Annotated in this window: 14 protein-coding genes and 1 tRNA gene; 11 read left to right on the forward strand and 4 right to left on the reverse strand. The window is 29.2% G+C overall.

The window, feature by feature from the left end:
- Window positions 1–1,563 carry an AsmA family protein gene (locus tag ACFO3U_RS02090; RefSeq protein WP_379737968.1) on the reverse strand — a complete coding sequence of 521 codons (1,563 nt, stop codon included), beginning with the start codon at window positions 1,561–1,563 and terminating at the stop codon, window positions 1–3.
- Between the two features lie 98 nt (window positions 1,564–1,661).
- Window positions 1,662–1,734: transfer RNA gene (locus ACFO3U_RS02095), tRNA-Phe, on the reverse strand.
- Window positions 1,735–1,832: 98 nt separating this feature from the next.
- Here ACFO3U_RS02095 and ACFO3U_RS02100 point away from each other — a divergent pair.
- The 8 genes from ACFO3U_RS02100 (at window position 1,833) to ACFO3U_RS02135 (ending at window position 10,396) form a co-directional block, all read left to right on the forward strand.
- On the forward strand, window positions 1,833–2,561 hold the full coding sequence (locus ACFO3U_RS02100) for a type III pantothenate kinase (RefSeq protein ID WP_379737970.1): 729 nt from the start codon (window positions 1,833–1,835) through the stop codon (window positions 2,559–2,561).
- Window positions 2,558–3,808: a hypothetical protein gene (locus tag ACFO3U_RS02105; RefSeq protein ID WP_379737972.1), complete on the forward strand. Its 1,251-nt coding sequence runs from the start codon at window positions 2,558–2,560 to the stop codon at window positions 3,806–3,808. The genes ACFO3U_RS02100 and ACFO3U_RS02105 overlap by 4 nt, the downstream gene beginning before the upstream one ends.
- 16 nt (window positions 3,809–3,824) lie before the next feature.
- Entirely contained in the window at window positions 3,825–5,192 is a 1,368-nt protein-coding gene (locus tag ACFO3U_RS02110) for a tetratricopeptide repeat protein (RefSeq protein ID WP_379737973.1), read from the forward strand.
- 1 nt (window position 5,193) lies between these two features.
- Window positions 5,194–5,751 carry an LPS export ABC transporter periplasmic protein LptC gene (gene lptC / locus ACFO3U_RS02115; RefSeq protein ID WP_379737975.1) on the forward strand — a complete coding sequence of 186 codons (558 nt, stop codon included), beginning with the start codon at window positions 5,194–5,196 and terminating at the stop codon, window positions 5,749–5,751.
- 49 nt (window positions 5,752–5,800) lie between these two features.
- Entirely contained in the window at window positions 5,801–5,977 is a 177-nt protein-coding gene (locus ACFO3U_RS02120) for a hypothetical protein (RefSeq protein ID WP_379737977.1), read from the forward strand.
- 18 nt (window positions 5,978–5,995) lie between these two features.
- On the forward strand, window positions 5,996–7,267 hold the full coding sequence (locus ACFO3U_RS02125; protein ID WP_379737979.1) for a hemolysin family protein: 1,272 nt from the start codon (window positions 5,996–5,998) through the stop codon (window positions 7,265–7,267).
- 77 nt (window positions 7,268–7,344) lie between these two features.
- Window positions 7,345–9,444, forward strand: a complete 2,100-nt coding sequence (locus tag ACFO3U_RS02130; protein ID WP_379737981.1) for a peptidylprolyl isomerase — start codon at window positions 7,345–7,347, stop codon at window positions 9,442–9,444.
- A 100-nt stretch (window positions 9,445–9,544) separates the two neighbouring features.
- Window positions 9,545–10,396 (forward strand): tetratricopeptide repeat protein, encoded by an 852-nt coding sequence (locus ACFO3U_RS02135; RefSeq protein WP_379737983.1) that lies wholly within the window; start codon window positions 9,545–9,547, stop codon window positions 10,394–10,396.
- A 1-nt stretch (window position 10,397) separates the two neighbouring features.
- Here ACFO3U_RS02135 and ACFO3U_RS02140 read toward each other — a convergent pair whose 3' ends face one another.
- Together ACFO3U_RS02140 and ACFO3U_RS02145 are read right to left on the reverse strand one after the other, a co-directional pair.
- Window positions 10,398–11,312, reverse strand: a complete 915-nt coding sequence (locus ACFO3U_RS02140) for a GYDIA family GHMP kinase (RefSeq protein ID WP_379737984.1) — start codon at window positions 11,310–11,312, stop codon at window positions 10,398–10,400.
- Between the two features lie 51 nt (window positions 11,313–11,363).
- Window positions 11,364–12,677, reverse strand: a complete 1,314-nt coding sequence (locus ACFO3U_RS02145; protein WP_379737986.1) for a hydroxymethylglutaryl-CoA reductase, degradative — start codon at window positions 12,675–12,677, stop codon at window positions 11,364–11,366.
- Window positions 12,678–12,808: 131 nt separating this feature from the next.
- On the opposite strand from ACFO3U_RS02145, the gene ACFO3U_RS02150 reads away from it, so the two are divergent.
- From ACFO3U_RS02150 to ACFO3U_RS02160, 3 genes are read left to right on the forward strand one after another with little or no spacing between them, the layout of a single operon-like run.
- Window positions 12,809–14,980: a S9 family peptidase gene (locus ACFO3U_RS02150; RefSeq protein ID WP_379737988.1), complete on the forward strand. Its 2,172-nt coding sequence runs from the start codon at window positions 12,809–12,811 to the stop codon at window positions 14,978–14,980.
- A 1-nt stretch (window position 14,981) separates the two neighbouring features.
- Entirely contained in the window at window positions 14,982–16,526 is a 1,545-nt protein-coding gene (locus tag ACFO3U_RS02155; protein WP_379737989.1) for a peptide MFS transporter, read from the forward strand.
- A gap of 27 nt (window positions 16,527–16,553) precedes the next feature.
- Complete coding sequence (locus ACFO3U_RS02160; protein WP_379737991.1) at window positions 16,554–18,767, forward strand: oligopeptide:H+ symporter; 2,214 nt, start codon at window positions 16,554–16,556, stop codon at window positions 18,765–18,767.
- Window positions 18,768–18,775: the final 8 nt, after the last annotated feature.

Consider the following 18,775-nt stretch of genomic DNA (forward strand, 5'->3'; position numbering starts at 1 on the left):
TTAGAGTAATATTTTCTTTAATCCATCAGCTAAACTTATCCAAAGAAAATTGTAAAACGACTTTTCTTGATTACGTTCTACTTCAATTTCAGTAGTTTTTAGTTCTTTGTCAGAATCATTTTTCACAAACAAGTTGCCAATAGCTGACAAAAATTTATTTTTTTTCAATCGTTTGTCATTTTGATAAATTTCAACTTTTAAATCATCATATTTTAGCGAAAACTTACCTTTGTTGATAACATCGTTTCCTGCAAAATTAAAATAAACTTCATCTAATACACCTTTAACTTTAGCATTCATATAAGGTTTAATAAATTCATCTAATTCTTCTGCATCAAATTTGTGGATTGAACCAGCAATTTTAAAGCCTTCTGTTTTATCCAAAACATTAAAAGACCAATCTACATCTAAAGGTGATTTTTTCATAAAGCTGCAATTAATCTTTATTTTGACATCTGGAAGTTCGGTTTTTTTGTAACCGCTTTCCATATTGTTTACTATCATATTAAAATCACTAAAAAACAATTTTCCAGGACCTTTTTCAAAGGTTTTCTCTTCTTCATAGGTTAGGAAGGAATCTTTAATTAATAAAGTGTCAACTTTTATATCAGCTTTTAAATTACGTAATAAATTAGTGTATAATTCCTTTTTAGATAAGTCACCCACAGGCATTTTTCCTCTATAAATATTCGCGTTGATTTTGTCTAGAATTATAGAATTTGTTTTAAAGAAAAAAGCATCGTTTTTAAAGCCCCAATCCATTTTATTTATAGATATTTTTTTAGCTAGAATAGTGTACAAGTCCTTTTCTTTAGGTATTTTATTGACAAATTCTTTTCGTGTGCAAGTAGGAATTAATTTAAAATTATCAATATTTAGTCCTTTTTCAGTTGCTGATATTTTCTTGCTTTTAAGTTCATAAAATGCATCAAGTTTATAAAATAAGCTATCACAAGCAAAAGAATATTTTGAATAAACAATTGGAATTTTTTCATTTAGAGTGGTTTCATTTAAAACAATTCCTTCTAATTTAAAGTTTAAGTTATGTGCATTAACTAGTGTTTTATTGTTTTTAATATCTAAAATTTTTAGTTTACCTTCTTTGAGGTATAAATCAGAAACTATAATTATTTTTTCAAAAGGTTTAAAAACCTTGGAATTTATGTTGTTATAATCGTTAATTGCATTTTCGTTGTTTTTATATAAAGTTATGATAGGTTTTGATATAACTAAATTGTTTGCTTTAATTTTTTTACCAAATAAAACACTCCAAACATGAAATTTATTTACTTCAATTAGCTCAACATTTCCATAAAGCCCGATTTTTTTATCAGAATTCTTTAAACTTTTTTTTGGAACAATAGAAACATCATAGGCAGTAATTGTAGAACTCCAAATAGATAAGTCGATGTCTTTGTAAGTAATAGTATAATCCGTATTGTTTTCGTTATTAATGAGTTGAGGTAGTTTAGATTCTACCCAAATATTAATGCTTACATTTAACAGGCCAAGGAAAATAATTATTCCTAAAACAAAAAAAAGTATTTTTTTAAATTTAACCATTGTATTTATTATCAACAATAAATGTATGAATTATTTTAAACCTAAAAGCTTTAAAAACAAAAAACCCTCAATTTCTTAGTGAAATTAAGGGTTGTAAGTGGTACCTCCAGGGATCGAACCAGGGACACACGGATTTTCAGTCCGTTGCTCTACCATCTGAGCTAAGGTACCTTGCGATTAGCGAGTGCAAATATAGAAGGATTTTTAATTTATACAAAACAATTATTAAAAAAAATCAATTTGTATCTTTGAACTTTTAAAATATAAAAATGGTAATAGCAATAGATGTTGGGAATACAAAAATTAAAGTAGCTGTATTTGAGCAAGATAACTTGGTTTTAAAAAAAGATTTTACAAATGAAAATATAATAGAAGGATTAAAAAAAATTTTCAAAAAAAAATCAAATAATAATAAAACTATAATTTCAAGCGTTTCAAATGTATCAGATGAGGTTATTTCGTTGCTTAAAAGTGAAACAGAATTATATGTTCTCACAAACGAAAGTAATTTTCCTTTTGAAAATAAATATGCAACTCCTTTAACTTTAGGAATGGATAGAAAAGTATTAGTTTCTGGAGCAGTATTGAAATTTCCTAAACAAAATTGTTTAATAATTGATGCTGGTTCATGTATAACCTACGATTTTGTAGATGAAAATAAAAACTATTTTGGAGGTGCAATTTCCCCAGGAATAGAAATGAGATACAAAGCATTAAATCATTACACAGCAAAATTACCAAAACTTGACTTAGAAGAGCCTGCTGATTTAATTGGAGATTCAACAAATCAATCTATTCATTCTGGTGTTGTTAATGGAGTTTTGTTTGAAATTGAAGGTTTTATTAACGATTATTTAAGAGAAAAGAAATATTTAACAATAATTTTAACAGGTGGCGATACACTTTTTTTGGCTAAAAGATTAAAAAACCCCATATTTGCCAATTCAAATTTCTTACTAGAAAGTTTGAACTTATTATATCAATATAACATACAATGATAAAGAAATTATTTCTTGCATTAACTTTTCTAGCTACATTAGCTATTTCAGCTCAAGAGGGCACTTCTTCACCTTATTCTTTTTACGGTTTAGGAGATCTTAAATTCAAAGGAACTCATGATGCTAGATCCATGGGAGGATTAGGAATAGCTTATGATTCAATTCATTTAAATTTATTAAACCCTGCAACTTACTCTAGATTGAAAATTACAAATTTTGTAGTTGGTGGTACAACAACTTTTAATAATTTTTCAAATGAAGAAAAAAGAGAGACAGCACAAAGAACTACAATTGATTATTTAGCTGTGGGTCTTCCTTTAGGAAAATTTGGTGCTACTTTTGGACTTATGCCTTTTTCTTCAGTAGGATATAAAATTCAAAATCAAACAAACGATGCTAATGCTAGAAGTTCTAGATATACTGGTAATGGTGGAATTAATAAAGTGTTTGCTGGAGTTGCTTATAATGTTACAAATGAATTTAGTTTTGGTCTTGATATAAATTATAGCTTTGGTACAATTAAAACTGAATCTGCAGTGTTTCTTCCAAATGTGATTCTAGGATCTAGAGAGAAAAACGAATCAAATATAAGAGGTTTGTCAACCAATTTTGCTTTATTGTATACTAAGAATTTTGCTAATAAATTAAGTTTTAATGGTAGTTTAGGCTATACCCCTGAAGCAAGTTTAAACTCAGACAATTCGAGAAATATTGCAACGATTTCTTACACTTCTAGTGGAGTAGAGATTGTGAATGATGATGATGATTTGGAAGTGAGTGACACTAAATTAGTTATTCCTGCAAAATATACATTAGGTGCTGGTATTGGATTGCCAAAAAAATGGTTCGTAGGATTAGACTACATTTATCAAGAAAATAGCAATTTAGGCAATAGATTTGATGATATAAACAATGCAACATTTAAAAATTCTCAAAAAATTATTATTGGAGGATATTTTATTCCTAAGTATAATTCTTTTTCAAGTTATTGGAGTAGAGTTAATTATAGAGCTGGATTTAGATATGAGAACACAGGTTTATTGATAAATTCAAAAGAGATTAATGATTATGGCATAAATTTTGGTCTAGGTTTACCAGTAGGTGGAAAATTCTCTAATATAAACGTAGGATTTGAATACGGAAAAAAAGGAACTATCTACAATAATTTAATAGAAGAAAATTATTTTAGCATAAACATAGGTTTATCTTTAAATGATTTATGGTTCGAAAAAAGGAAATATGATTAATACAAATATTTATAAAATGAAAACGAAGTTAACATTAGTATTATTAATTGCATTTAGTTTTTTAACTAATGCTCAGTCGAGTAATAACTGTGCAGAAGAGATTCAATATTTGCAGCAATTTACAAAGTCTAAAGAATTTAATGATGCATATACATATTTACAGAGTATGCGAAAAACATGTCCATCATATCATAAAGCCATTTATATATATGGAGAATTTATTTTAAAAGATAAAATTGACAATGCTCAAACTCCTGAAGAAAAAGAAGCTTTGGTGAAAGATTTAGTTGCTTTATATGGTGAGTATGATAAATATTTTCCTGGAAATGGAGCAGGAAATACTGTAAAAAAGGCAATGTTGCTTTTAGATAATAACATAGGTACTAAGCAAGAGGCTTATGGTTATTTAGACACTGCTTTCAAAACAGAACCAGAAAATTTTACTTCTGCTAAAGCTTTATATACTTATTTTGAATTATTTGTTGATGATTACGAAGCAGGTAATAAAGGAATTGAATTACAGCAAGTTTTCGATAAATATGACGAAATAACTGAAAAATTAGAATTAGAAGAAAAAGGTCTTTCTGATGAGTTAGATATTTTATTGAATAAAATTGAAACAGGAGAAGCACTTACTGATAAAGAAACTAGACTTAAAGAAAGAAACGAGTACAACTTAGAACAATTCAGTACTGTAAAAGGTAGTATGGATGCTAAAATTGTATTGCTTTCTACTTGTGATAAGCTTATTCCTTTCTACCAAAAATCATTTGAAGAAAAGAAAACAGATGTACTTTGGTTAAAAAGAGCTGCTGAACGTTTAGAGGCTAAAGATTGTGATTCAGATCCATTATTTACAAAAATATCTGAGCAATTACATAAATTAAACCCAACAGCTGAATCAGCTTATTTATTAGGAGTTGCTGCTCAAAGAGCTAAAAACACAACTAAAGCTTTAGAATACTTTAACCAAGCAGCACAATTGTTTACTGATGCTACTAAAAAAGCAAAAGTATATTACAAAATAGCTACAATGTACGGAACTGGAAACAAAACTCAAGCTCGTACTTATGCTAAGAAAGCATTAGCAGCAAAACCATCATTCGGTCAAGCTTATATGTTAATGGCTCAGTTATATGCTTCAAGTGCTAATGATTGTGGAAAAACACCTTTTGAAAAAAGAGCAGTTTACTGGTTAAGTGCTCAATATGCAAGCAAAGCAGCTTCAGTTGATCCAGCTCTAAAAGCAACAGCAAATAGACAGGCAGCATCTTATAATGCAAGTGCTCCTTCAAAAACAGATATCTTCAATGAAGGTATGGCTGGAAAAACAATTTCTTTCAACTGTTGGATTGGAGAATCAGTAAAAGTTCCTAATTTATAATATGATTAAGAATTTCAAAAATATAATTACTTACATAGTCACAGTTTTTGCTGTGGCTATGTTTTTTTCATGTGAGAGTAATTTTAAAGAAGTTCAAAAATTAAATCAAAAAAAATTTATTCCTACTGGTCAAGCTGATACTATTAATTTAGTATACACAGATTCAGGAAGAGTAAAAGCTATTTTAGTGAGTCCAAAAATGATTGACTATGGTACGCTTGAAAATCCTTACACAGAATTTCCTAAAGGTGTCAAAGTAACTATTTATGATGACAAGGAAAACAAAAGCTATGTAGATGCTGATTATGCAGTATCTTACAAAAAAACAAATCTTATTGATTTACAAGGAAATGTAAAAATAACATCCTTTGATAATAAGATTCTAGAAACTTCTCAATTATATTATGACCAAAAAAACGAATGGTTTTTTACGGAAAAACAATTCAAATATTCAGATGGTCAAGGTGGTTTTCTTCAAGGACCAGGAGTAGATTTTAGTAAAGATTTTACAATTTTCAATATGCAGAAAAGTAATGGTGAAGTAAATAATATAGACTAAATATAGTGTAGTTATTTATAAAATTTATACTTTTGATAAAAATACAACCATGAGTTTTTTAAAAATATTTCAATACGTTTATATAATCTTCGCAGCTTTTTTTATTTATGATGCTTTTGTAAAATATCAAAATAATGAAAGTGTAACTATGAGTTTATTACTTGCAGCAGCAGCGGTGTTTATGTTTTTCTTTAGGAGAAGATTCAATAACAAATACGGCAAATAAATATAAATATCTAATGATATGGAAATAACAATTATAGTTATTTGTTTATTGCTTTCTGCTTTTTTCTCAGGGATGGAAATTGCCTATTTTTCATCTAACAAGGTCTTTTTATCAATTGAAAAAAGACAAAATAATTTCAACGCTAATATTTTAAATAAACTTACCGAAAAGCCTTCTCAGTTTATAACAGCTATGCTTGTGGGTAACAATGTTGCGTTAGTTGTTTATGGATTTGTAACAGGTGATTTGATTACAAAATGGCTAGAAACTTTATCTCCTTTTTTTAGAGATGAGTTTGTGAGTTTACTTTCTCAAACGGTTTTATCAACTATATTAATATTATTTACAGCCGAATTTTTACCAAAAGTTTTTTTTCAAATTTACTCTAATAAATTGATTAAACTTTTTGCTGTTCCTGCTTATTTCTTTTATTTATTGTTTTATTGGGTTTCCAATTTTATTATTTGGATTTCAGATTTTATACTAAAAAAATTCTTCAAAACAGATGGTGATCAAGTACAAGATTATTTCAGTAAAGTGGAATTAGGAAACTACATAAACGAACAAATGAGTTCTGTTGCAGATAATGAAGAAGTGGATTCTGAAATTCAAATATTTCAAAATGCTTTAGAATTTTCAGAACTTAAAGCTAGAGATATTATGACACCAAGAACAGAAGTTGCCGGTGTAGATATTACAGATAGTGTAGCTGATTTAAAAGAATTATTTGTTAAAACAGGTTATTCTAAAATTGTTGTATATCAAAATTCAGTAGATGATATTTTAGGATATGTACATTCATTTGAATTATTTAAAAAACCAAAAAATATCAAGTCAGTCATGATGACGATTGAATATGTGCCAGAAACTATTTATATTAAAGATTTGTTAGATATTTTAACAAAGAAAAGAAAAAGTATGGCAGTTATTTTGGATGAATATGGTGGAACTTCAGGTTTAATTACTGTAGAAGATATTATTGAAGAGCTTTTTGGTGAAATTGAAGATGAACATGATTTAGACGAAGAAAAAATTGATGAAGAAATCGAAGAAGGAGTCTATTTATTTTCTGCTAGATTAGATGTGGAATATATCAATCAAAAATACAATTTAGAAATTCCTGAAAGTGATTCGTACTCTACTTTAGGAGGTTTTATTGTAGATTATACTAAAGATTTTCCTCAAAATGGAGAGAAAATTCACATAGAAAATTTCGAAATAACTATACATTCTGCGAGCAATAAAAAAATTGAACTTGTAAAACTTTCATTATCTGAAGAAAAAAGATAAAAATAAAGCTTTAGTATTTTTATTATTTCATAGATAATTGTATTTTCGCTCCCTGTAAAAAATAAACAAATTAAAAAATGGCAATTTTATCAAAAATTAGACAACGTTCATTTTTCTTAATAGTTATCATCGCACTAGCCTTATTCTCATTTGTGTTAGCCGATGTAATTAAAAGTGGATCTTTTGGTAGTAGTTCAAAATATGCAGGTACTGTAAATGGCGAAAACATTATGGGACAAGAGTTCCAAAGAAAAGTTGGTCAAGCAGAACAGCAAGGTATGAGCAATGTTCAAGCTTCAAATGGAGTTTGGGATCAAGAAGTTAAGAGAATTATCTTAGCAGAACAATTTGAAGAATTAGGTTTACGTGTTGGTCCAGACCAATTAATCAACGTAATGAAAGAGAATCCAAATTTTGCATCAAATCCACAATTTCAAAACGAAGCAGGAAAATTTGATGTAGCTAAATTCAAAGAATACGTTAGTACTAATTTTTTAAAGCAAGGTCCAGAACAAAAAGCTCAATGGGAAGCTTTTGAAGCTGATGTTGAAAGAATGTACACTGAGCAAATGTATTACACATTAGTAAAATCAGGTTTACAAACTACTCAAGCTGAAGGTCAAGCTTTGTATGAAGAAGAAAACGATAAAGCAGATTTTGACTTTGTAACATTAGGTTATTCAACAGTAAATGATGATGAAGCTAAAGTTTCAGATGATGAAATTATGGCATACATCAAAAGTCATCCAAAAAAATTCAAATCAGATAAAATGGCAGATTTAGAATTGGTTTTTATTGAAAATAAACCATCTAAAGCTGACGAAGATCAAATGAAAAACTCTATTCAAGGATTATTGAATGGAAAAGTAGAATATAATAAAGAAACAAATTCTAACGATACTTTACCAAGTTTCAAAAATGCTACAAACGTTGCAGAATATGTAAACAAAAATTCAGATATCAAATTTGATTCTACTTATGTTGCTAAAAAAGATTTACCATTAGAGTATCAAGAGCAATTATTTAATTTACCAGAAGGTGAAGTTTTTGGTCCATATACTGATAATGGATATCAAAAACTTTCAAGAAAAATTGGTAGCAAATCAGGTGCTTCTGCAAAAGCTAGTCATATCTTAATTGCATATGAAGGAGCAGAAAGAGCAGATCCAACTATAAAAAGAACAAAAGAAGAAGCACAAGCAAAAGCAAATGAATTAGCAGCTCAAGCAAAAGCAAATCCAGCTGGTTTTGCAGCTTTAGCAACTGCAAATACTGATGATCCAGGTTCAAAACAAACAGGTGGTGAATATGATAACATTGCACCAGGTCAAATGGTAAAACCGTTCAACGATTTTGTTTTTGATAGTCCAATTGGAAGCATTGGTGTTGTAGAAACTGATTTTGGTTTCCACGTAATAAAAGTAACTGATAAATACAATTCAGTTTTATTAGCAACTGTTGCTCAAAAAATTGAACCATCAGAAACAACTTCAGACCAAAACTATACCAAAGCTTCTAAATTTGAAGCAGATGCAAATTCAAAAGACTTTGCTCAAGTGGCAAAAGACATGGGATTAGAAGTAACACAGGCTCCAAATATTAAGACTTCTGACGAAAACATTCCAGTTGTTGGTCCACAAAGAGGAATTGTTCTATGGGCATTTGGAAAAGATACTGAAATTGGTGATGTAAAACGTTTTGATGTACCTACTGGTTTTGTAGTAGCAAGATTAAAATCAATTAATGATACAGGTTTAACTAACGTTGAAAACGCAAGAATTCAAGTTGAGCCAATTTTAAAAAACGAAAAGAAAGCAGTTATATTAAGAAAGAAAATGACTGGAAAAACCTTAGAAGAAGTTTCAAAAGCAACTAATGCTTCGGTTATTTCAGCTACAGGAGTAGTATTTAAAACTGCTTTAGTTCCAAACATTGGACCAGAACCAAAAGTTGTTGGAAAAGTTTTTGCTCAAAAAGCAGGAACAACTTCAGGTTTAATTGATGGTACTTATGGAGTTTATATGGTAAAAACAAAAGCGATTACAAAAGCTAATGCAATACCAAATTACACTTCATATGTTAATCAAGCTAAATCACAAGCACAAGGTGCTGCTTCAAACAAAGTTATAGAAGCTTTAAAAGCAAAATCTGACATAGAAGATTTAAGAGTTCAATAATTAGGAATTCAATAGTATATATAAAAAAATCCCGAGCAATTTGTTTGGGATTTTTTTATATATTAGCCTTTCCGAAAAAAAAATTTTAACTAAAACAATTATGAAAAACACTTACATATTTCTACTTTTTTTTGCACTAAATATATTTGCACAAAGCCCTTTAAAATTTGATAAAAACTATATTAAATGTGTAGATAAATGGATGGTTTTTCCAATGAATAAAGATAGTGTTTATACATATGGTTTCATTTATATTGATAATGCTGCTGGATTGACATTCAATTATGGTGGCGAATTCAAAATTAACAAAAATGGTGACTTTGTAACTATTGAAAATAAATTAGCTAAGGAATCTACATCATTAAAAATGCGCTTAGATGTAAGCAGAAATATTATTGCAGAAATTCCTGAAGATAAATTTAAAGAATTAAACGTTAATAAATATCCTGATTGGTTAGAAATATACAAAAGAGATGATAATACTGATTCTTCCTTATTCAATAGAGGATTTATTTTTAATGCTTGGAATGAATGTGAAACAGCATTAATCTATTTAGAAAAATTAGAAAAAACAAACTCAGATTATGAAGGATTATTTGCGGAAATGGCTTTTTCATATAATCATCTAGAGCAATATGATAAAGCAGAAATTGTACTACAGAGAGCCGTTAAAAAAGACCCTAAAGATTGTTATACCTTAAAAGAACTTGCTTATACTTATAAGAATTCTGAAAAAATTGATAAAAATATAGAAGTTTACAATAAAATGGTTAAAGTTTGTAAACAGAAAAATTTCATACAAGAAACAGCTTTTAATCTAGCGCATTATTATTTTTTCAAAAAAGATAAAAATAATTTTTATAAATGGAAAGATGAAGCTAAGAAGTGGTCAGAAACTAAAAACATTTATGATAATTATTTAGATCAAATGACTACAGAATTAGAAAAATAATTTACAAAATCATTTCTTCATATTTTAAGATAGTTTCATAACCTTTATCAGCAAAATAAAACAAAGGATTTTCTTTAGCAACAACCATTACAAAATCACCACCCCAAGCACCAAGACTTTTGACCGTTCCATTAAAATCAGGAAACAAAGCTTCTTTTACTGTCAGTTGTTCTAAAATATCGCTTAGTAAAATTTCATGTTTGTCTAAAGCAGCCATAAAATCATTTAAATTATCAGTTTCAATAATAAATTTTGTGATTTTATTAATCTTATTTTTTACTTTATCCAAAGAAAATTGCTTGTTCAAATAATTATTAATAGCAGATCTACTACTTTGTTTTTTATTCAAATACACAAAATAAATATGCTCTTTAAAAATTGGATTAAATGAAACCGTTTCAAAAAAAGGCTTTTCGTTTTCTAAATGATAAATAATAGATTGATTGGTTTGAGCACAAGCAATATCATAACCACTTCCTCCAAAACTATTTTTAAGTAATTCAAAAGCATCTATATTTAACCATTGTCCTATGTTGTTGATTAATGTAGAAGATGTACCTAAACCCCAAAATCTTGGAAAAGTTAATTTAGTATTTATGGAATAACCTTCAGCATTTTTAATAAAGTCCGAATTTAATAAATAAGCATGATGTAAAATTTCGACTAAAGTATTCTTAATTTTATTTTCAGTAAATGAAGATTTCTCAATTATATCATCAAAAAAGATTTCATCTTCAAACCAAACACTTTCATCAGCATCATAACTTTTCCAAATAATTTTTTTACCAAGAGCTGGTGTAACTTCTAAATCTTGACCAAATTTCGTAGGAACAGCCAAGGATTTTGCACCATTTAAAACCAAATATTCTCCAGTTACTAATAATTTTCCGTTGCTATAATAAGTTTCTTTCTTCATATCTTAACCCTTTTGGGGTTCAAAACCCTAAAAAGGGTTAGTTTAAAGTTTTTATTTTCTAATCTGCTCCAAATAATCCACAACTAAACTATGCGAAACAGTTGTGTCATTAAAATAAGCGATTACTTTTTCCTTTTCTTCTTTGGTAGCTTGAAATTGATTCAAAATATTATGAATATGCATTTTCATATGTCCTTTTTGAATTCCTGTTGTAGTTAACGAACGCAAAGCTGCAAAATTTTGAGCCAAACCTGTAACTGCAACAATTTTCATCAACTCTTCAGCTGAAGGTTTTCCTAACATTTCTAAAGAAAATTTCACCAAAGGATGTAATGATGTCAAACCACCAACAGTTCCTAAAGCTAAAGGAATATCCAACCAAAATTTAAAAACACCATTCTCAATAGAAGCATGTGATAAACTAGAGTAACTTCCATTTCTACTAGCATAAGCATGAGCACCAGCTTCAACAGCTCTAAAATCATTTCCTGTGGCTAAAACTACAGCATCAATTCCATTCATGATTCCTTTGTTGTGTGTTACGGCTCTATAAGGTTCTATTTCTGCAATTTGAACTGCTTTTACAAATTTTTCAGCAAATTCAGTTGGACTTATTTCTGTGTCTTCATTCAACTCTTCAACCTTGCAAGAAACTTCGGCTCTAACCACACAATTCGGAACAAAATTGCTCAAAATACACATGATGATTTGAATTTTCTTTTCGTTTTCAGAAAACCCTTCATAAGAATTCACTTCTCTTTCCAATGTTTTAGCAAATTGCTCTAAACAAGAGTTGATGAAATTCGCACCCATACTATCTTTCGTATTAAAAGTAGCATGTAATTGGTAGTAATCTTCTAATTTATCCGTTTTATTTACTAATTGAATATCTAAAATTCCACCACCACGTTTTTCCATATTTTTGGTTATAGAAGAAGTGTCTTCATAAAATGATGATTTCTTTTTCTTAAAAAAAGCTTCTAATTTTTCAAAAGAACCTGAATATGAAAAATGAACTTGTCCAATTTTTTCAGTTCCTAAAACTGTTGCTTTAAATCCACCACGTGCAGCCCAAAATTTTGCTGATTTACTTGCAGCTGCCACAACAGAACTTTCTTCAATTGCCATTGGAACTGTATAAATTTTATCGTTTATGACAAAATTGGGAGCAACTCCTAAAGGCAAATAAAAATTGGTTAATGTGTTTTCAATAAATTCATCATGTAATTTTTGCAATTGACTATTCGAATTCCAATATTGTTTTACTAATTTTTCGGCTTCTTCAGGATTTGAAAAGTAAGTCGAAGTAATCCAATTTATTTTTTCTTCTTTGGTAAGTTTTGAAAAACCTTTATTTTGAAGCATTGTATATTTTTTTACAAAGATAAGTAAGATAAAACAGATTTTAACAACCTTTTTTTTGTGAATATATCATAAAAAGCAAGGTTTTCTCGTAAATTTTTAGTAAAATTGGAAGTTTTTTACCTTATATTATTATGACAAGAAAATTTATAGTAGGAATTTTATTCTTATTTACTTCATTATCAATTGTTGCACAACAAAAAATCACTCTAGAAGAAATTTGGTCAGGAGCTTTTAGAACAGAAAGTATGGATGAACTCCAGGCCATGAAGAATACAAATCAATACACAGTATTGGATTTTAACAGAACGTCAAGAAGTGCACAAATCGACTTATATGATTTTGCAACTTTAGAGAAAGTTTCGACTTTAATCGACTCAAAAGATTTCCCGGAATTGAAATCAATTGATAGTTATACATTCGATAAAGACGAAAAAAAGATTTTAATTGCTTCTAATTCGACTCCTATTTTTAGACATTCCTTCACAGCTGATTATTTTGTGTATGATATTTCTTCAAAAAAACTAACAAAATTTACCGATAAGAAAATTCAAGAACCTACATTTTCTGCAGATGGTACAAAAATAGCTTATGCTTTTGAAAATGATTTGTATGTTTATGATGCCATTTCAGGAACACATTTGCAAATCACAAATGATGGGAAGAAAAATGCAATCATCAATGGTATTACGGATTGGGTTTATGAAGAAGAATTTGCTTTCGTAAAAGCTTATGATTGGAATGCCAATGGAACAAAAATCGCTTACATTCGTTTTGATGAATCTGAAGTACCAGAATTTTCAATGGATATGTACAACCAAGGATTATATCCAACACAAGAAGTTTTTAAATATCCAAAAGCAGGTGAGAAAAACGCTGTTGTTTCGTTGCATACTTATGATTTAAAAACAGGAAAATCGCAAACTATTAATTTAGGAGATTATAAAGATTTTTACATTCCAAGAATTAAATGGACCAATGATTCAAATGTTTTGAGTGTTCAAGTATTGAATCGTCATCAAAACAATTTGGATTTACATTTTGTCGATGCCTCTTCAGGAAAAACCACAGTCGTTTTAAACGAAAAAGATAAAGCTTATGTTGATGTTACTGATAATTTAACTTTCTTAAAAGACAACAGTTTCATTTGGACTTCAGAAAAAGATGGATTTAACCATATTTATCACTACGATAAAAATGGAAAATTGAAAAAGCAAATAACTTCAGGAAATTGGGAAGTAACAAATTATTATGGTTTCAATGAAAAATCTGGAATGATATATTATCAATCAGTAGAAAATGGTTCTATAAATAGAGATGTTTACTCCATAAAAATTGACGGAAAAGGAAAAACAAGATTATCCTCAAAAACAGGAACAAATGATGCTACATTTAGTCCAAATTTTGATTACTTCATTAATTCATTTTCAAGTGCTACTCAAGCACCAACCTATACATTAAACGAATCTAAATCTGGAAAAGAAATTAAAAAGATTCTATCTAATGAAGCTGCTGAACAAAAATTAGCGAAATATGGAGTAAGTCCAAAAGAGTTTTTCACACTTAAAACAGAAAAAGGATATGAATTAAATGCTTACATTATCAAACCAGCAGATTTTGATGCTTCAAAAAAATATCCAGTTTTCATGACACAGTATTCTGGACCTGGTTCACAGAGCGTTGCAAATAGTTGGAATTCTTATAATGATTATTGGTTCTATATGTTGGCTCAAAAAGGATATATTATTGTTTGTGTAGATGGAAGAGGAACAGGTTTCAAAGGAGCAGATTTCAAAAAAGTGACTTATAAAGAATTAGGTAAATATGAAGTAGAAGACCAAATTGACGCAGCAAAAGTAATTGGAAAATATGACTATGTAGATGCTTCAAGAATTGGAATTTGGGGTTGGAGTTACGGTGGATTCATGAGTAGTAACTGTATTTTAAAAGGAAATGATGTATTCAAAACAGCAATTGCAGTAGCACCAGTTACAAGTTGGAGATATTACGATTCAATTTACACAGAAAGATATATGCAAACACCACAAGAAAATGCAAGTGGATATGATGACAACTCACCAATAAATCACGTAAAAAAATTAAAAGGAAACTATCTTTTAATTCACGGAACTGCAGATGATAATGTACATGTTCAAAACACCATGAAAATGGTAGAAGCTTTAGTACAAGCTAACAAACAATTTGATTGGGCCATTTACCCAGATAAAAACCATGGAATTTATGGTGGAGCAACAAGATTACAATTGTTTACTAAGATGACTAACTTTCTTTTAGAAAAATTATAATATGACAAATACACCAATTGAAGAACAAACGTTCTTTGGACATCCAAAAGCACTTTTTATATTGTTCTTCACCGAAATGTGGGAACGATTCTCATTCTATGGAATGAAAGCTTTATTGATTTTTTATCTAACAAAATACCATTTGTTTTCAGACGATTCTGGAAATTTATTAATTGGAAGTTATGCAGCTCTAGTATATGCTGTTCCAGTTATTGGAGGTTTTATTGCTGACAAATATTTAGGTTTTAGAAAAGCAATTGTCTTTGGTGGAATCATGTTAGTTTTAGGACATTTAGGAATGGCTTATGAGGGAAACGCTGCCACACAATCTATTACTGGAGAAATTACACGAGATAATTTAGCACTGCAAGTTTTCTATTTTTCACTTGCATTAATTATTCTTGGTGTTGGTTTCTTAAAAGCAAATATTTCATCTTTAGTTGGTGAATTATATGCAGTTGGAGACAAACGAAGAGATTCTGGATTTACTTTGTTTTATATGGGAATTAATTTAGGTTCTTTCTTAGCTACAATTATTTGTGTTTGGTTAGGAGAAACTTATGGTTGGAGTTATGGTTTTGGTGCTGCAGGAGTTGGAATGTTCTTTGGTTTAATAACTTTTATTTCAGGTAAAAAATTATTAATGGGTAAAGGAGAATCAAACAATCAATCTTTCTTGGAAAAAACTTCATTTGGACTTAAAAATGAATGGTTAATCTATATAGGAAGTATTTTGTCAACTTTAATTTTTTGGCAAATGGTTCAAAATCATGAGGCTGTTTCTTGGGCATTAAAAGTTGCTGGTGGAGTTTCATTCTTATATATTGTTTATTATGCAGCCACTCAATTAGATGGAAAAGCCCGTGATCAGCTAATTGCTTTAACAATATTAATTGTATTTACAATTGTATTTTGGGCATTATTTGAGCAAGCTTATACTTCAATGAATTTATTCGCAGATAGAATTCTAGACAGACATATTTTTGGATTTGAGCTTTCTGCTGGACAGTTTTTAAGTTTTAATGCTCTGTTTATTATTTTATTAGCACCAGTTTTTGCATGGTTATGGGTGAAATTAGGAAAATTCAATCCAAATACTGCAGTAAAATTTTCATTAGCCTTAATGTTAGTTGGGTTAGGATTTGGAGCATTGGTTATGGGAATTAACGTGTCAGGTTTAGGTAAAGTAGCGGCTATTTGGTTAATATTAGCTTATTTTCTTCACACTTGTGGAGAATTAAGTTTATCACCAGTTGGACTTTCAGCAGTAACAAAATTATCACCAGTTAAAATCGTTGGTTTTATGATGGGAGTTTGGTTTTTAGCAACAGCTAGTTCAGAATTTATTGCATCATTATTAGCTAATATTGCTTCTGTGGATACTTCAAATGGATTAGCACCAGATTTAAATATTGCTAAGGAAAGTTATTTAAAACTATTTGAATATTTGTTTTATACAGGAATAGGATTTGGAGTAGTTTTATTAGCTTTGTCACCAGTGATCAAAAAATTAATGCACGGAGTAGATAAAGAATTAAACAATTAAATAAAGAAAAATTAACAAATATAAATTATGCAAGAAAATTCAACCGATCAATTCTTTAAGAGTACCGTTTTAGGTCACCCAAGTGGTTTATTCGTATTATTTTTCACAGAAATGTGGGAACGTTTTTCTTATTACGGAATGCGTGCTTTATTAGTGTTGTTTTTTACAGCTTCATTATTAGATGAAGGTTGGGGTTGGCCCAAAGAACATGCTTTAGCTATTTTTGGAACTTACACCTCTTTAGTTTATTTATCTACTATGTTAGGTGGATATTTTGCAGATAAAGTAATCGGTTTTAGATGGGCAGTTGTTGTTGGAGCTTTAATGATGACTTTAGGTCATGCTTGTATGGCTCTAGAAACTAGTTTTTTTATCTACTTAGGACTTACATTTTTAGTTTTTGGAAGTGGATTTTTTAAACCCAATATGACATCAATTGTTTCTGAAATATATAAAGATAGACCTGAAAAGAAAGATGGAGCTTACACTATTTTTTACATGGGTGTAAATGCAGGTGCTTTCTTTGGAATTATGCTTTGTGGATATTTAGGTGAAAAAATTGGGTGGTCATGGGGATTCGGAATTGCAGGAATCTTTATGCTTTTCGGATTATTACAATTTTGGTGGGCAAAAGATATTTTTGGAGATATTGGTTTAAAACCTAAAGCTCAATCAGTAGAAGATGTAGCTTTATCTATTACTGAAGAAAATGGAGGAAAATTAAACCCATTTACTAAATTAGAATTAGGGATTATTGCTGTTTCAGCTTTTTTAGGTTTAACTTGGATTTTAAATGATCCAATTGCTAAAATTACAGAAGGTGCAACTAATTTATACAGTTTTAAATTAGGAGGGATGGATGGAAATAATGTTGTTATTTTAACTGCATTAGCATTGTTTGTAATATTGCTGTTTATTAGAATTCCAAAATATATTCCTGTGGTAAGAGATAGAATGATTGCTATTGTATTCTTTGCCTTCATAACAATGTTTTTCTGGGCTATTTTTGAGCAATCACCAGGTTCATTAACCTTGTTTGCAAGAGATTATACCCAAAGAATTTTAGAAGGAACTTCTGGAACTATTTTTAAAATCGTCGATGCTTTAATGACAATTGTTCCATTAGCAATTATAACATGGGTTTTAATTTTACTAGCAAAACAAACCTTTAAAAAATTTGCTGCTTCAATTATTGTTTTGAGTCTAAGTTTTATCATCATTTGGGGAATTGCAATTTGGAAAGTAAAAAATGACTATTACTCTTCTTCTTATGTTGTAGAATATCTTAATAATAATGGAACTATTGAAACCGCTAAAGTTGTATCATCAAATGACTATGCAAATGGTGATAAGCTTTCTATAATTGATAATGAATCTGTATCTATCTATGATGCAACTGCTGAGGGTAATATAGGTAAAACTGCAAAAGAGAATGTTCTCTTTGACAAAGAAAACAATAAATTAGGAGAAACATTTAATGCTAAAATTGCACGAATCTTCAAAGAAGATAAAATTGGAGCTGGTATTCAAATAAACAAAGCAGAAGTAGCATTTGCCAATACAAAAGGAGAATCCAAAAGTAAAATTATTAAATTATCAAAAGACGATTTAGAAAAATATAAAGTAGGTTCTGATTTACAACTATTCATTACTCATAGTGTTGGATTTGACAATAAAGAATCCAAGAAAAATGAAGCCACTGTAACAGCTAAAGAAAGTGCAGTTGAAATTGGAGCAACATGGTTTTCAATCTTAAATTCATTGTTTATTATTGCTTTAGCTCCTTTATTTTCAAAATGGTGGGAAAGTAAATACAATCCAAGTGCTAGTGGAAAATATGCTATAGGTATGTTATTAATTGGAGTTGGAACAGCTGCTGTAGCTATTGGTGCTAGTGGTATTGCTCCTGGTGCAAAAACAGCTTCAGTTAGTATTATTTGGTTGGTTTTAGTCTATCTATTTCATACAATGGCAGAATTGTGTGTTTCACCTGTTGCCTTGTCTTATATTAGTAAATTAGTACCAGCGAGAATGATTGCCATGATGTTTGGTATTTGGTATTTAGCTGTTGCTATTGGAATGAAATTAGCAGGTATGTTTGGAGAATATTCTGAAAGTTTGGCTCAAGAAAAAGGATTAAGTACTTTCTTTTGGATTTTAACTGCTATTTCAATAGTGCTGAGTGTAATGGCATTTTTAACAGCACCATTATTCAAGAAACTAATGCACGGTGTTAGATAACAAACAAT

This window comes from Flavobacterium ponti (assembly GCF_042652765.1).
In the GTDB taxonomy this organism is placed as follows: Bacteria; Bacteroidota; Bacteroidia; order Flavobacteriales; family Flavobacteriaceae; genus Flavobacterium; species Flavobacterium ponti.

Bases quoted from the DNA above. Each gene is read 5' to 3' on its own strand.
- ACFO3U_RS02155 (WP_379737989.1), top strand. From the start codon at position 14,982: ATGACAAATACACCAATTGAAGAACAAACGTTCTTTGGACATCCAAAA.
- ACFO3U_RS02125 (WP_379737979.1), top strand. From the start codon at position 5,996: ATGGAAATAACAATTATAGTTATTTGTTTATTGCTTTCTGCTTTTTTC.
- ACFO3U_RS02160 (WP_379737991.1), top strand. From the start codon at position 16,554: ATGCAAGAAAATTCAACCGATCAATTCTTTAAGAGTACCGTTTTAGGT.
- ACFO3U_RS02100 (WP_379737970.1), top strand. From the start codon at position 1,833: ATGGTAATAGCAATAGATGTTGGGAATACAAAAATTAAAGTAGCTGTA.
- ACFO3U_RS02120 (WP_379737977.1), top strand. From the start codon at position 5,801: ATGAGTTTTTTAAAAATATTTCAATACGTTTATATAATCTTCGCAGCT.
- ACFO3U_RS02135 (WP_379737983.1), top strand. From the start codon at position 9,545: ATGAAAAACACTTACATATTTCTACTTTTTTTTGCACTAAATATATTT.
- lptC (WP_379737975.1), top strand. From the start codon at position 5,194: ATGATTAAGAATTTCAAAAATATAATTACTTACATAGTCACAGTTTTT.
- ACFO3U_RS02110 (WP_379737973.1), top strand. From the start codon at position 3,825: ATGAAAACGAAGTTAACATTAGTATTATTAATTGCATTTAGTTTTTTA.
- ACFO3U_RS02130 (WP_379737981.1), top strand. From the start codon at position 7,345: ATGGCAATTTTATCAAAAATTAGACAACGTTCATTTTTCTTAATAGTT.
- ACFO3U_RS02140 (WP_379737984.1), bottom strand. From the start codon at position 11,312: ATGAAGAAAGAAACTTATTATAGCAACGGAAAATTATTAGTAACTGGA.
- ACFO3U_RS02105 (WP_379737972.1), top strand. From the start codon at position 2,558: ATGATAAAGAAATTATTTCTTGCATTAACTTTTCTAGCTACATTAGCT.
- ACFO3U_RS02090 (WP_379737968.1), bottom strand. From the start codon at position 1,563: ATGGTTAAATTTAAAAAAATACTTTTTTTTGTTTTAGGAATAATTATT.
- ACFO3U_RS02145 (WP_379737986.1), bottom strand. From the start codon at position 12,677: ATGCTTCAAAATAAAGGTTTTTCAAAACTTACCAAAGAAGAAAAAATA.
- ACFO3U_RS02150 (WP_379737988.1), top strand. From the start codon at position 12,809: ATGACAAGAAAATTTATAGTAGGAATTTTATTCTTATTTACTTCATTA.